This window comes from Burkholderia sp. MSMB1826, from assembly GCF_001526325.1.
Classification (GTDB): domain Bacteria; phylum Pseudomonadota; class Gammaproteobacteria; order Burkholderiales; family Burkholderiaceae; genus Burkholderia.
On the sequence record NZ_LOYN01000029.1, the window covers coordinates 22,192 to 36,413 of the forward strand.

The following is a 14,222-nucleotide window of genomic DNA, read 5'->3' on the forward strand; positions in this document are numbered from 1 at the left end:
TACCGCATGTCGCGCGCACGGCCGGCGGCCGGCCGCGCGAGCGCGGCGCCTACGCGAGCCGTGCGCGCGACGGTTCGTACAGCGGCCGCACGTGACGGTACAGCGCGCGGAACGCCTCGAGGCGTTCGCGCAACCGCGCATGGCGGGCGGCGTCGGGTTCGTATTCGGCGCGCACCGGCGGCTTGGTCAGCACCGTCTGCGGATCGCCGCCGACGGCCAGCCAGCCGAGCCGTGCCGCGCCGAGCGCCGCGCCCGTTTCGCCGCCGCCGATCTGGCGCGTGCGCACGTTCAGCGCGTCCGCGATCAGTTGCGCCCAGAACGCGCTGCGCGCGCCGCCGCCGATCAGCGACAACCGGTCGGTTTCGACGCCGGCCGCATGCAGCGCGTCGAGACCGTCGGCGAGGCCGAGCGTCACGCCTTCGAGCACCGCATAGCCGAGGTGCGCGCGCTCGGTCGCGTGGGTCATCCCGAAGAACACGCCCTGCGCGTACGGATCGTTGTGCGGCGTGCGTTCGCCCGACAGGTAGGGCAGGAACAGCGGCGCCGCGGCGAGCGCGTCGGCGTCGAGCGCCGCGACTTCGGCGAGCAGCGCGGGCTCGTCGGTGCCGGTCAGCTTGCAGACCCAGCGCAGGCAGCTCGCGGCCGACAGCACGACGCTCATCAGTTGCCAGCGATCGGGAATCGCATGGCAGAACGCATGCACGGCCGACGCGGGATTCGGCATGAAGCGGTCGCCGACCACGCTCAGCACGCCGGACGTGCCGAGCGACACGAAGCCGTCGCCCGCGTGGATCGCACCGATGCCGAGCGCGCTCGTCGCGTTGTCGCCGCCGCCGCCCGCGACCGGGACGGCCTCCGACAGCCCGAGCTCGCGTGCGACGTCCGCACGCAGCGTGCCGGACGGCGCGTTGCCCTCGACGATGCGCGGCATCTGCGCGCGCGTCATCCCGCACGCGGCGAGCAGCGCATCGGACCAGTCGCGACGGGCAACGTCGAGCCACAGCGTGCCGGCCGCGTCCGACGGGTCCGACACTTTCGCGCCGGTCAGCCGGAATCGCAGGTAGTCCTTCGGCATCAGCACGCACGCGGTTGCCGCGAACACGTCGGGTTCGTGCTTGGCGACCCACAGCAGTTTCGGCGCGGTGAAGCCGGGCATCGCGAGGTTGCCGGCCAGCGCGTGGAGATCGGGCGCGCGCTCGGTGAGCAGCGCGCATTCGTCGGCGCTGCGCATGTCGTTCCACAGGATCGCCGGGCGCAGCACGCGATCGTCGCGGCCGAGCAGCACCGCGCCGTGCATCTGGCCCGACAGGCCGATGCCGCGCACCTGCGCGAACGCGTGGGGGTGCCGCTCGCGCAGCGTCGCGAGCGCCGCGAGCGTGCCTCGCCACCAGTCGTCCGGATGCTGTTCGGCCCAGCGCGGATGCGGCCGCGACACCGTGAACGGCGAGCCGGCGGTGCCGACGACCGCGCCGTCCGGGGCGAGCAGCAGCACCTTCACTTCCGAGGTGCCGAGGTCGATGCCGAGATACATGAGCGATCCGTTCCGTCAGAGAGGAGCCGCTACTTTAGCCGTGCCGCACGGCATGTGCCAAGCGGGTTCGCCCGGCTGCGCGGCCGGGCGCCGGCACGCGCGTGGTCAGCGCGCCGCGAGCCATGCGTCGACGCGCGCGAGCCCGGCGCGCAACGCGTCGAGCAGCGCCGCGTTGCCGGCCAGCGAGCCCCACAGCGCGCGGTTGGCGCACAGCGCGACGACCGGGTCGTCGGCGTCGACGATCGCACGCGCGACGCTGTCGTCCATCACGCTGTCCTGGTACGCATACGGCAGCGTGCCGCGCGCCCAGCGCTCGAGAAAGCACAGGAACAGCGCGGGCAGCACGGCGGTGGCGACCGGCGCGGCGCCGCGCGCGAACGATTCGACGAGCGTCGGCGCGATGAAGCCGGGGATCTTCGAGAAGCCGTCGGCTGCGACGCGCTGGTTCGTGTCGAGCACGTACGGGTTGCCGAAGCGCTCGAGCACGACGTCGCGGTAGCGCGCGAGATCGAGCGGGCTCGGCGTCAGACACGGGATCACGTCCTGCGTCACGTAGTCGTGCGCGAAGCGGCGGATCGCCGCGTCGTGCGTGCCTTCGTGGATATACGCATGGCCCGCGAGCGTGCCGGCCCACGCGATGCAGCTGTGCGTCGCGTTGAGGATGCGGATCTTCGCTTCCTCGTACGGATGGACGTCGTCGACGAGTTCCGCGCCGGCCAGCTCCCAGCGCGGCCGGCCGGCCGCGAAGCGGTCCTCGATCACCCACTGGATGAACGATTCGCCCATCACCGGGCACGCGTCGTCGACGCCGGTGGCCGCGCGCACGCGCTCGCGCACGTCGGCGGTCGGACGCGGCGTGATGCGGTCGACCATCGCGCTGGGCGTCGCGACGTTCGCATCGAACCACGCGATGAGGTCCGTTTCGCCGCGTCGCTCGAGGAATTCGCGCATCCCCGCGCGAAAGCGGGCGCCGTTGTTGCGCAGGTTGTCGCAGCTTTGCAGCGTGAGCGGGCCGGCGCCGCGCCGCACGCGTTCGGCGAGCAGCGCCGCGAGCGCACCGTACAGCGTCGTGCGCGCGCCCTGCAGGTCGGCGCCGAGATCGGCGTTCGCGAGGTCGAGCCGGTCGTGTTCGTCGAGGTAGTAGCCGCCTTCGGTGACGGTGAACGACACGATCCGGCACGCCGGATCGGCGCCGGCGTCGATCAGCGCGGCGAGATCGATCGACCACGGCAGCACGCGCGTGATCGAACGGATCGTCTCGTAGGCGCGTTCGCCTTGCGGCGTGACGGTTTCGAGCGTGTACGCGCCATGTTGCGCGGCGAGCGCGTCCATCGTCGCGCGCATGTCGTCGCGGATGTTGCCGACGGTCAGCGACCAGCGTTCGTCGGCCGGCACGGCCGCGTTCACGCGATGCAGATACCACGCCTGGTGCGCGCGGTGAAACGAGCCCGCGCCGATGTGCAGCAGCACGGGCGCGCGGGCGGAGGGCGAGTCGCTCATCCGGTGTCTCCTGTTCCTGCCTGTCTATCCTGTCGAATACGATCATTTGCTCTTTGTGTGAGCGAATGATCGTATTCGGGCGAACGAAAGTCAAGGCGGGGACACGGCATTTCGATGGTGCGCTGCGGCGCGGGCGGGGAGGGCGGGGAGGGCACGCGGGCAGGCAGGCGGGTAGGCGGGCAGGCGCGACGCAGCCGGCGAAAAGAGCGTCAGCCCCCCTCGCGCGTGAGTGCGACGAGTTCGTCGAGCAGCTTGCCGGCCGGCCCCGGCAGGATCCCGTGGCGGCGCCGGAATGCGGTGAGCGTGCGCACCGCGACGACTTCGCGCACGGGCAGCGTGTCGATCGTGCCGGCGCGCCGTTCGGCGCCGTACATCGGCTCGGCCATCCAACAGAGGAATCCCGCATGTGCGACCAAGCTTTTCAGCGTCGTGACCGAGCGCGTCTCGACCGCGATGTCGGGCAGCGGGAGGCCGTGTGCGTCGAAGGTCGCGCGCATGTGGTCGAACGGCGCGGTGCCCCGCGGCGGAATCGCCCAGCGCGCGTGCAGCGTATCGGCGAGCGTCGGTGCGCGGCCGAGCGCGCGCAGCGGATGGTGCGGCGCCGCAACGATATGGCTGCGGTCCTCCCAGCGGCATTCGGGAATCGCGACGATCTCGTCGGTATCGGGCCCGTGCGCGGACAGCGCAAGGTCGATCTCGTGCTTGATCAGCCCTTGCGCGAGCCGGTCCCACACGCCCTCGATGATTTCGACGCGCAGGTTCGGCCAGCGGTCGAGCACGCGGCCGACCGCGACCGGCAGCACGAGGCTCGCGATGCTGCCCACCGTGCCGACCTTGATCGTGCCCTTCGCGAACCCGCGCATCGCGTCGAGCTCCTCGCGCGCATGTTCGGCCTCGTGCTGCAGCAGCGTCGCGTGCGGCAGCAACGCCTCGCCGAACGCGGTGAGCTGCACGCCCTTCGAATGGCGCTCGAACAGCGGCGCGCCGACCTGCTCCTCGAGCCGCTTCAGGATCCGGCTCAGCGCCGGCTGCGTGACGTGCAGCGCATCGGCCGCGCGGCCGAGGCTGCCGCACGCGACGATCGTCGTGAAGGCACGCAGTTGTCGGAGATCGAAAGTCATGCCGGAACGTAATGGCTTTTCGCAGAAAATACAGTATCGGTGAATGGCTTGCGCTTCGATACTGTGGAAACCGCCAAGCCATCGAGGAGCGCCGAGCATGTCCGGCCATTCACCCCTTTCCGCCGCATCGATCACCGTTCGCGATGCGGTGATCGACTTGCTCCGCCAGTTCGGCATCGACCGCGTGTTCGGCAATCCCGGCTCGACCGAGCTGCCGATGTTCCGCGCCTTTCCCGACGATTTCCGCTACGTGCTCGGCCTGCACGAAGCCGTCGTGGTCGGGATGGCCGACGGCCATGCGCAGGCCACCGGCAATGCGGCGGTCGTCAACCTGCATTCGGCGGCGGGTGTCGGCAACGCGATGGGCAATCTGTTTACCGCGTTCAAGAACCGCACGCCGCTGATCGTCACCGCGGGCCAGCAGGCGCGCGCGATTCTGCCGTTCGATCCGTTCCTCGGCGCGACGCAAGCCGCCGAACTGCCGAAGCCGTACGTGAAATGGAGCATCGAGCCCGCGCGCGCGCAGGACGTGCCGGCCGCGATCGCGCGTGCGTACCGCATCGCGATGCAGGAGCCGCGCGGCCCCGTGTTCGTATCGATTCCGGTCGACGACTGGGACCAGCCGGCCGAACGGCTGCCGCGGCGCGACGTCAGCCGCATCGTGCGGCCCGATCCCGACGCGCTCGCGCGGCTCGGCGACGCGCTCGACGCCGCGCGGCGCCCGGCGTTCGTGGTCGGCGCGGCCGTCGATCGCGCGGGGGCGTGGGACGACGCCGTGCGTCTCGCCGAGCGGCACCGTGCGCGCGTGTACGTCGCGCCGATGTCGGGGCGCTGCAGCTTTCCCGAGGACCATCCGCTGTTCGCCGGCTTCCTGCCCGCGATCCGCGAGAAGATCGTCGCGCGGCTCGCCGGGCACGATCTCGTGTTCGCGTTCGGCGCGCCCGCGTTCACGTACCACATCGAAGGCTTCGGTCCGCACGTGCCGCCGGGCGCGACGCTCGTGCAGCTCGTCGACGATCCCGGCGTCGCCGCGTGGACGCCGTCGGGCGATGCGGTCGTCGGCAACCTGCGGCTCGCCGCGCGCGATCTCCTGGCGCGGCCCGCGCCGCCCGAGCGGTCGATGCCCGCGCCGCGCCCGCCGCACGTCCGTGTCGACACGCCCGCCGCCGGCGAGCGCATGTCGGTCGCGTTCGCGCTGCAGACGCTCGCCGACGTGCGCGACGCGCAGGACATCGTCGTCGAGGAGGCGCCGAGCGCGCGGTCGGTGATGCAGGAACATCTGCCGTTCACGCGCAGCGGCACGTTCTACACGATGGACAGCGGCGGCCTGGGTTACGGGATGCCGGCCGCCGTCGGCGTCGCGCTCGCGCAGCCGGGCCGGCGCGTGATCGGGCTGATCGGCGACGGCTCGAGCCTGTATTCGATCCAGGCGCTGTGGAGCGCCGCGCAACTGAAGCTGCCGATCACGTTCGTGATCCTGAACAACCGGCGTTACGCGGCGCTGCAGGATTTCGCGCCCGTGTTCGGCTTCGGCCCGGGCGACCCGGTGCAGGGCACCGATCTGCCCGACCTGGATTTCGTCGCGCTCGCGCAAGGGATGGGCTGCCGCGGCGTGCGCGTCGCCGATGCCGCACGCCTGCGCGACACGCTGACCGACGCGCTGCGGGCCGCGACGCCGGTCGTCGTCGAAGTCGAGATTGCCTGACGCGCCGCGCGCGTCTTTCCGGAGATGCCATGCAAACCGTAGCGATGCTGATCGGCGGCGAACGCCGCCACTCGTCCAGCGGCGCGACCTTCGTGCGCCGCAACCCGCTCGACGGCGAAATCGCGTCGGCCGCGCCCGCGGGCACCGTCGACGATGCGCGCGCGGCGGCCGACGCGGCCGCCCGTGCGTTTCCCGAATGGGCCGCGCTCGGCCCCGGCGCGCGACGCGCATGGCTGCTGAAGGCGGCCGCCGCGCTCGAAGCGAAACACGAGCAGTTCGTCGCCGCGATGGCGGCCGAGACGGGCGCCTCCGCGCTGTGGGCCGGCTTCAACGTGAAGCTCGCGGCGAGCGGGCTCGTCGAGGCCGCGTCGCTCACCACGCAGGTCGGCGGCGCGCTGATCCCGTCCGACGTGCCCGGCTCGCTCGCGATGGGCGTGCGGCAGCCGGCCGGCGTCGTGCTCGGCATCGCGCCGTGGAACGCGCCGGTGATTCTCGCGACGCGCGCGCTCGCGCTGCCGCTCGCATGCGGCAACACGGTCGTGCTGAAAGGCTCGGAACTGTGCCCCGTCACGCACGGGCTGGTCGTCGAGGCGCTGCAGGAGGCCGGGCTGCCGCCGGGCGTCGTCAACTTCGTGACGAACGCGCCCGACGACGCGGGCGCCGTCGTCGACGCGTTGATCGCGCATCCGGCCGTGCGCCGCGTGAATTTCACCGGCTCGACGCGAGTCGGGCGGATCATCGCCGAAGCCTGCGCGCGCCATCTGAAACCGTCGGTGCTGGAACTCGGCGGCAAGGCGCCGTTCGTCGTGCTCGACGATGCCGATCTCGACGCGGCGGTCGCCGCGGCCGCATTCGGCGCATTCGCGAATTCCGGGCAGATCTGCATGTCGACTGAGCGCATCGTCGTCGACGCATCGATCGCCGATGCGTTCGTCGCGAAGCTCGCCGCCAAGGCTGCGTCGCTGCCGCTCGGCGACCCGCGCCACGGGCCCGTCGTGCTCGGCTCGCTGATCGACGCGAAGGCCGTCGAGCGCTGCAACGCGCTGATCGACGACGCGCTCGCGCACGGCGCGACGCTGCTGTGCGGCGGCAAGGCCGACAGCACGCTGTTTCCCGCGACGCTGCTCGATCACGTGACGCCGGCGATGCGCATCTATGCGGAAGAATCGTTCGGCCCGGTGAAGGGCATCGTGCGCGTCGACGGCGAGGACGCCGCGATCCGCTGCGCGAACGACAACGCGTTCGGGCTGGCGTCGGCCGTGTTCAGCCGCGACGTCGCGCGGGCGCTGCGTGTCGCCGCGCGCATCGAATCGGGCATCTGTCACGTGAACGGCCCGACCGTGCACGACGAAGCACAGATGCCGTTCGGCGGCGTGAAGGACAGCGGCTTCGGCCACTTCGGCGGCCAGGCCGGCATCGCCGCGTTCACCGACCTGCGCTGGATCACCGTGCAGACGGCGCCGCGCCACTATCCGTTCTGACGAGGCCGCCGACGATGAGAATCGCGATTCTGGGTGCGGGCGCGATGGGCTCGCTGTTCGGCGGGCGGCTCGCCGAAAGCGGCGAAGCCGTCACGCTGATCGACGTGAACGATACGCATCTCGATGCGATCCGTCGCGACGGGCTGCGCATCGACGACGCTCGCGGCGAGCGGCGCATCCGCTCGCTGCAGGCCGTGCGGCCGGAAGCCGCGAATGCATACGCGGCCGCCGCGCCCGACACATCGTTCGACCTGCTGATCGTTTTCACGAAATCGCTGCACACGCGGGCGGCGCTCGACGGCGTGCGCGCGCTGCTGACGGCGGGCACGTTCGTGCTGACGCTGCAGAACGGGCTCGGCAACGTCGAGACGCTGAATGCGTTCGTCCCGCTCGAGCGCATCCTGGTCGGCGTGACGACGTGGCCGGCCGATGCGGCCGGTCCCGCGCACGTGCGCTCGCACGGCGCCGGCACGATCCGCATGATGACGGCCGACGGCGTGGCGCGCCCGTTCGCGACGGCCGTGGCCGACGCGTTGTCGCGCGCGGGGCTCGCGTGCACGCTCGATCCTGACGTGTGGGCCGCGATCTGGGAGAAGGTCGCGTTCAATGCGGCGCTCAACCCGCTGTGCGCGGCGACGGGCTGCACCGTCGACCAGCTCGGCCATCGTCACGACGGTCCGCGGCTCGCGCTGGCGATCGCGGCCGAGACCGCCGCCGTCGCGCGCGCGAAGGGCATCGCGGTCGACGGCGAACGCATTGCGCGCAACGTCGAGCATGCGATCCGCGAACATCGCGGCCATCGTCCGTCGATGCTGCAGGACGTGCTCGCGGGCCGCCGCACCGAGATCGACGCGATCAACGGCAAGGTCGTCGCAGCCGCGCGCGAAGCGGGCGTCGCGGTGCCGCATGCCGAGACGCTGCTCGCGCTCGTCCGGCTGATCGACGCACGGACGAACTGAGCAGCAGGCCGGCGGCCGGCTGGCGCCGCGTGACGATACGGATGCCGCGCACGCGGGGCGATGGCGTCGGATCGTGAAGGGCAGGACAGGACGCCGGCGCCGATGCATGCGCGCCGGCCGACTGCGCAGCACGAGATCCGGGCACGCGTGTGCGCCAGCCCGGACAACAGGAGACGCCATGAAAGCCATCGAATACCGTTGTCTTGCCGCGCGCCGTTCGCGCACGTTGCCGCCGACGTGCGGCGCCCGGGAGGTCGCATGAGCACGCGCGACCCACTGGACGGACGGCTGCCGCCGTCGGTCGACGTCGGCACGACGCTCGACGACGGGCCGTTCACGGCGATGCAGCGCGGCGTGGTGCTGCTCGCCGCGCTCGCGATCGTGCTCGACGGCTTCGACGGCCAACTGATCGGTTTCGCGATTCCCGTGCTGATTCGCGAATGGGGCATCACGCGCGGCGCGTTCGCGCCGGCCGTCGCGGCGGGGCTGATCGGAATGGGTATCGGCAGCGCGTGCGCGGGGATCGTCGCGGATCGCTTCGGCCGTCGCCAGGCCGTGATCGGCAGCGTGTTCCTGTTCGGCATCGCGACCTGCGCGATCGGCTTCGCGCCCGACGTCGCGACGATCGCGATGCTGCGCTTCTGTGCAGGGCTCGGGATCGGCGGCGCGCTGCCGACGGCCACCACGATGACCGCCGAATACACGCCCGCGCGGCGCCGCACGATGATGGTGACCGCGACGATCGTCTGCGTGCCGCTCGGCGGCATGCTGGCCGGCCTGTTCGCGCACGAGGTGCTGCCGCGCTACGGCTGGCGCGGGCTGTTCTTCGCGGGCGGTGCGCTGCCGCTCGTGTTCGGCTTCGTGCTCGTGCGCGCGTTGCCCGAATCGCCGCGCTATCTCGCGCGGCGCCCCGCACGCTGGCCGGAACTCGGCGCGCTGCTCGCGCGAATGCAGCGGCCGGTCGCGCCCGGCACCGTGTTCACCGATACGAAGGACGCCCGCGCGCCCGGCAGCCGCGGCGGCTTCGGCGCACTGTTCGCGAGCGGCCACGCGCGCGACACGATCGCGCTGTGGTGCGCGTTCTTCATGTGCCTGCTCGCCGTGTACGCCGCATTCAGCTGGCTGCCGACGATGCTCGCGGCGAGCGGGTTGAGCGTGTCGGTCGCGGGCTCGGGACTCACCGCGTACAACCTCGGCGGCGTGGTCGGCGCGCTGCTGTGCGCATGGGCGATCGCGCATGCGGGGTCGCGCTGGCCGCTCGCGCTGTGCAGCATCGGCGGCGCGGCGAGCGCGGTATGGCTGATGGGCGTCGATGCGAGCCGCCATACGGGCTGGCTGATCGTCGGGCTCGGCTTGCACGGGCTGTTCGTCAACGCGGTGCAGTCGACGATGTATGCGCTGTGCGCGTACATCTACCCGACGGCCGTGCGCGCGACGGGCACCGCGAGTGCGCTCGCGTTCGGCCGGCTCGGTGCGATCTTCAGCGCGTTCGCGGGCGCGATCGTGATCACGGCGGGCGGCGCGGGTGCCTACCTGACGATGCTGGCCGTTGCGATGGGCGTGGTCTGCGTCGCGCTGCTCGCGGTGCGGCGGCACATTCCGCGGCTGTCGCGCGCGCATGCGCCGCCGTGCGAAGGCGAGGAGCTCGCGCGGACGTCGTCGTGACGGCGCCCGCGCGACGGGCGTTACAGTGTGGTGCGCACGTGCCAGAGTTCGGGGAACAGCACGACGTCGAGCATCTTGCGCAGGTACGGCGCGCCGCTCGTGCCGCCGGTGCCCTGCTTGAAGCCGATGATGCGTTCCACCGTCGTCACGTGACGGAAGCGCCACTGGCGGAACGCGTCCTCGAGATCGACCAGTTCCTCGGCCATCTCGTACAGTTCCCAGTGCTGCTGCGGATGACGATAGACCTCGAGCCACGCGGCTTCGACCGTTTCGTCGTGACGCGTCGGCTGCGTCCAGTCGCGATCGAGCCGCTCCGGCGCGATCGAAAACCCGCGCCGCGCGAGCAGGCGCACGACCTCGTCGTAGAACGACGGCGCCTCGAGCGTCGCGCGCACCTGTTCGAGGATATCGGGCCGGTGCGCATGCGGCTGCAGCATCTGCGCGTTCTTGTTGCCGAGCAGGAATTCGAGCTGGCGATACTGATACGACTGGAAGCCCGACGACTGGCCGAGATACGGCCGCATCGCCGAATACTCGGACGGCGTCATCGTCGACAGCACGTTCCACGCCTGCACCAGTTGCTCGAGGATGCGCGACACGCGCGCGAGCATCTTGAACGCGGGCGGCAGCGCGTCGGCGCGCACCGCATCGAGCGCGCCGCGCAGTTCGAACAGCGCGAGCTTCATCCACAGCTCGCTCGTCTGATGCTGGATGATGAACAGCATCTCGTTGTGATCGGGCGACAGCGGATGCTGCGCGTCGAGGATCGCATTCAGCGACAGGTAGTCGCCATAGCTCATCGACTTCGAGAAATCGAGCTGCGCGTCGTGCCAGCCGCCTTCGGCGGCATCGCCCGGCACGTGCGGCGCTTCGTGCGCGGCTTGCGCCGGCTGGGCGGCGCGTGCGCCCGAGAACGGGCAGCCGGCCGGCGCGTCGCCGCCGGGGGGCTGCATATGACCAGAATTCACGACTTTCTCCAGATTTGAATGACGAACGCGCGCCGCATGCAACTGCGGCGCGCCGCGCAGAACCGCTCAGGTCACCGCGCCGCGTTCGGCGAATTCGGGCGCCTTCCACGCGTCGGTGGCGAGGATGTCGCGCAGCGTCTCGACCGCATCCCATACGTCGGCGAAGCGCGTATAGAGCGGCGTGAAGCCGAAGCGCAGCACGTACGGCTCGCGGTAGTCGCCGATCACGCCGCGCGCGATCAGCGCCTGCATCACTTCGTAGCCGTGCGGATGCTCGAAGCTCGCCTGCGAGCCGCGCTGGTGATGTGCGCGCGGCGTGACGAGCTTCAGCGACAGGCCCGCGCAGCGTTCCTCGACGAGCGCGATGAACGCGTCGGTCAGCGCGAGCGACTTGCGGCGGATCGTCTGCATGTCGGTCTGCAGGAACACGTCGAGCCCGCATTCGACCATCGACATCGACACGATCGGCTGCGTGCCGCACAGGAAGCGCGCGATGCCCGGATCGGGCGCGAAGCTCGGCTGCATCGCGAACGGCGCGCGATGGCCCCACCAGCCCGACAGCGGCTGCGAGAAATGCGCGAGATGGCGTTGCGGCACCCACACGAACGCGGGCGAGCCGGGGCCGCCGTTCAGGTACTTGTACGTGCAGCCGACCGCGCCGTCCGCGCGTGCGCCGTTCAGGTCGACCGGCACCGCGCCGGCCGAGTGCGCGAGATCCCACAGCATCAGCGCGCCCGCGTCGTGCACGAGCTGCGTGACGGCCGGCATGTCGTGCATGTAGCCGGTGCGGTAGTTCACGTGCGTGATCATCGCGACGGCCGTGTCGGCGCCGAGCGCGTCGGGCAGGTCGGCCGGATCGTCGATCAGGCGCAGCTCGTAATGGCCGCCGAGCTGCTCGATCAGCCCTTGCGCGATGTACAGATCGGTCGGGAAGTTCGAGCGTTCCGACACGATCACGCGGCGCTCGGGCGCACGCTCGGCCTGATGGCGCAGCATCGCCGACAGCAGCTTGAACAGGTTGATCGAGATGGTGTCGGTGACGACCGTCTCGCCGGGCGCGCCGCCGATCAGCGTCGCGAGCTTGTCGCCGAGGCGGCGCGGCAGCGCGAACCAGCCGGCCGTGTTCCAGCTGCGGATCAGGCCTTCGCCCCATTCGGCGCCGATCACCTGCTGCGCACGGGAAGCCGATGCGCGCGGCTGCGCGCCGAGCGAGTTGCCGTCGAGGTAGATCACGCAGTCGGGCAGCGAGAACTGGTCGCGCAGCGGGGCGAGCGGGTCGTCGCGGTCGAGCGCGAGCGCGTCTTCACGGGTCTTGATCATCATGATGTGAGGTCGTAAGTCGGGTAATCAGGAAGCCCGCGCGGGCAGCGCGCGCAGCACCGCGCGCACGGGGCTCGCGTCGAGCGTCGCGAATTTCAGCGGCAGCGCGATCAGTTCGTAGTCGCCGGCCGGCACGTCGTCGAGCACGATCCCTTCGAGGATCGCCATCCGGTGCGCGCGCACGCGGCGATGCGCATCCATCGTCTTCGATTCCTGCGGATCGAGCGACGGTGTATCGATGCCGATCAGCTTCACGCCGTGCGCGGCGAGCAGGTCGACGGTGTCGGGCGCGACCGCGCAGAAATCGCTGTCCCACTGCTCGACGCTGGCGTGCGCGTACGTGCGCAGCAGCACGCGCGGCGGTACGCCGTCGAGCGCGGCCGCGACGTCGGCCGGCCGCACGACCGGCGATGCGCCGATGCAATGGATCACGCGGCACGGGCCGAGATAGGTGTCGAGCGGCACCGCGCCGATCGGCGCGCCGTCGGCGTCGTAGTGCAGCGGCGCGTCGCAGTGCGCGCCCGTGTGCGGCGACAGCGTCAGGCGTGCGACGTTGACCGGCGAACCGGCCTCCATCCGCCACACGCGTTCGACGGAAACCGGCGTATCGCCCGGCCACACGGGGGTGGCGGGGCTGACGGGCGGCGAGATGTCCCAGAGTGTGTCCATGGCATGACGAATCGTGAGTCGATCCTTCGAATGATAGGTGGACGCTCGCAGAAAGTGCTTGCGAAATAAACATGGACAATCCGCCGGATTGGCAGATAATTCGACTCAGAGGGAAAACGGGGACCAAAAATGCACGCGATCACGCTCGATGCCACCGACTGCCGGATTCTGGCGGTACTGCAGGAGGAGGGCAGAATCAGCAATCTCGACCTGGCCGAACGCATCTCGCTTTCGCCGTCCGCCTGCCTGCGCCGCATGCGTCTGCTCGAGGAGCAGGGCGTGATCGAGCACTATCGCGCGTGCCTGAGCCGCGAGAAGCTCGGCTTCGAGCTCGAGGCGTTCGTGCAGGTGTCGATGCGCAACGAAGAGAATCAATGGCACGAGCGCTTCGCGGAAGCGCTGCGCGAATGGCCGGAGGTGGTCGGCGCGTTCGTCGTGACCGGCGAGAGCCACTATCTGCTGCGCGTGCTCGCGCACAACCTCAAGCACTATTCGGATTTCGTGCTGAACCGGCTCTACAAGGCGCCGGGCGTGATGGACATCCGTTCGAACATCGTGCTGCAGACGCTGAAGGACGAAGCCGGCGCGCCGGTCGGCCTGGCGCGCACGGGGGCGATCAAAGCGGTGTGAGGCCGTGGAAGCCGCCGCCGTGGAACACGAGCGGCGGTGCCGTTTCCGATACCGCGCGCACGCCGCAGCGTTCCACTTCGCCGACGAAGATCACGTGGTCGCCTTCGTCGTAGCGGCTGCGGTTGTGGCATTCGAACCACGCGAGCGCGCCGTCGAGCACGGGCATTCCCGAGTTGCCGGCCGCGTGCGCGATTCCTTCGAAGCGGTCGCCCTTGTAGGTCGAGAAGCGTTTGCACAGGTCGAGTTGCGACGCCGCGAGCACGTTCACCACGTAATGGCTGTTGCCGCGGAACACGGGCGTCGACGCCGATTTGTGCGCGAGGCTCCACAGCACGAGCGGCGGATCGAGCGACACCGAATTGAACGAGCTGGCGGTGATGCCGATCAGCTGGCCGGACGGCGCCTGCGTGGTGATCACCGTCACGCCCGTCGCGAACTGGCCGAGCGCCTGCCGGAAGGCGGCCGAGTCGAAATCCGGCGGATTGGCGTGGCTCATCGGGCGGCCATCCGGAACGGGACGGGCGGGCGCGACACGCCACGGGTGTGACGGGCGCGGCGGACGAAAGGCGACGAAGCGGTCGATGAAGAAGGGGTGCGCATGGCCCGATTTTAGCGGAATCGGGGCCGCCGGGCCCGCTCGGGCGGCGCGGCGCGACGGGAGGGTGACGTAGCG

At 70.8% G+C, this 14,222-nt stretch carries 12 protein-coding genes; 5 read left to right on the forward strand and 7 right to left on the reverse strand.

Translation table 11 applies throughout. From position 1 onward, the window contains the following. Positions 1 to 49 precede the first annotated feature (49 nt). The 3 genes from xylB to WS95_RS17630 form a co-directional block, all read right to left on the reverse strand. A complete protein-coding gene (gene xylB / locus WS95_RS17620; RefSeq protein ID WP_059824862.1) occupies positions 50 to 1,531 on the reverse strand; it encodes a xylulokinase in 1,482 nt (493 codons plus the stop codon). Between the two features lie 105 nt (positions 1,532 to 1,636). Further along, positions 1,637 to 3,031 (reverse strand): D-arabinitol 4-dehydrogenase, encoded by a 1,395-nt coding sequence (gene dalD / locus WS95_RS17625; protein WP_059824864.1) that lies wholly within the window; start codon positions 3,029 to 3,031, stop codon positions 1,637 to 1,639. A gap of 209 nt (positions 3,032 to 3,240) precedes the next feature. Continuing rightward, entirely contained in the window at positions 3,241 to 4,152 is a 912-nt protein-coding gene (locus WS95_RS17630; protein ID WP_059824865.1) for a LysR family transcriptional regulator, read from the reverse strand. Positions 4,153 to 4,249: 97 nt separating this feature from the next. Here WS95_RS17630 and mdlC point away from each other — a divergent pair, with 97 nt between their 5' ends. The 4 genes from mdlC to WS95_RS17650 all read left to right on the forward strand — a co-directional run bounded on the left by mdlC (position 4,250) and on the right by WS95_RS17650 (position 9,962). Continuing rightward, positions 4,250 to 5,857: a benzoylformate decarboxylase gene (gene mdlC / locus WS95_RS17635; RefSeq protein WP_059824867.1), complete on the forward strand. Its 1,608-nt coding sequence runs from the start codon at positions 4,250 to 4,252 to the stop codon at positions 5,855 to 5,857. Between the two features lie 29 nt (positions 5,858 to 5,886). After that, entirely contained in the window at positions 5,887 to 7,338 is a 1,452-nt protein-coding gene (locus tag WS95_RS17640; RefSeq protein ID WP_059824868.1) for an aldehyde dehydrogenase family protein, read from the forward strand. A gap of 14 nt (positions 7,339 to 7,352) precedes the next feature. Further along, positions 7,353 to 8,297 (forward strand): ketopantoate reductase family protein, encoded by a 945-nt coding sequence (locus WS95_RS17645; protein WP_059824870.1) that lies wholly within the window; start codon positions 7,353 to 7,355, stop codon positions 8,295 to 8,297. 258 nt (positions 8,298 to 8,555) lie between these two features. After that, positions 8,556 to 9,962, forward strand: a complete 1,407-nt coding sequence (locus tag WS95_RS17650) for an MFS transporter (RefSeq protein WP_059782180.1) — start codon at positions 8,556 to 8,558, stop codon at positions 9,960 to 9,962. Between the two features lie 20 nt (positions 9,963 to 9,982). Here WS95_RS17650 and kynA read toward each other — a convergent pair whose 3' ends face one another. The 3 genes from kynA to kynB form a co-directional block, all read right to left on the reverse strand. Beyond that, positions 9,983 to 10,915, reverse strand: coding sequence for a tryptophan 2,3-dioxygenase (gene kynA, locus WS95_RS17655; protein ID WP_059824872.1), 933 nt, complete (start codon positions 10,913 to 10,915; stop codon positions 9,983 to 9,985). Positions 10,916 to 10,996: 81 nt separating this feature from the next. Further along, positions 10,997 to 12,250, reverse strand: a complete 1,254-nt coding sequence (gene kynU, locus WS95_RS17660; protein WP_373557159.1) for a kynureninase — start codon at positions 12,248 to 12,250, stop codon at positions 10,997 to 10,999. Positions 12,251 to 12,277: 27 nt separating this feature from the next. Then, a complete protein-coding gene (gene kynB, locus WS95_RS17665) occupies positions 12,278 to 12,919 on the reverse strand; it encodes an arylformamidase (RefSeq protein WP_059782185.1) in 642 nt (213 codons plus the stop codon). Between the two features lie 129 nt (positions 12,920 to 13,048). Between kynB and WS95_RS17670 the strand changes: the two genes are divergently transcribed. After that, the gene (locus WS95_RS17670; RefSeq protein ID WP_006477992.1) at positions 13,049 to 13,549 is read left to right on the forward strand and encodes an Lrp/AsnC family transcriptional regulator; all 501 of its coding nucleotides are present in this window, start codon (positions 13,049 to 13,051) and stop codon (positions 13,547 to 13,549) included. On the opposite strand, the gene WS95_RS17675 is transcribed toward WS95_RS17670, so the two are convergent. Further along, on the reverse strand, positions 13,536 to 14,045 hold the full coding sequence (locus tag WS95_RS17675; RefSeq protein ID WP_034208238.1) for a flavin reductase family protein: 510 nt from the start codon (positions 14,043 to 14,045) through the stop codon (positions 13,536 to 13,538). The genes WS95_RS17670 and WS95_RS17675 overlap by 14 nt on opposite strands. Positions 14,046 to 14,222 lie beyond the last annotated feature (177 nt).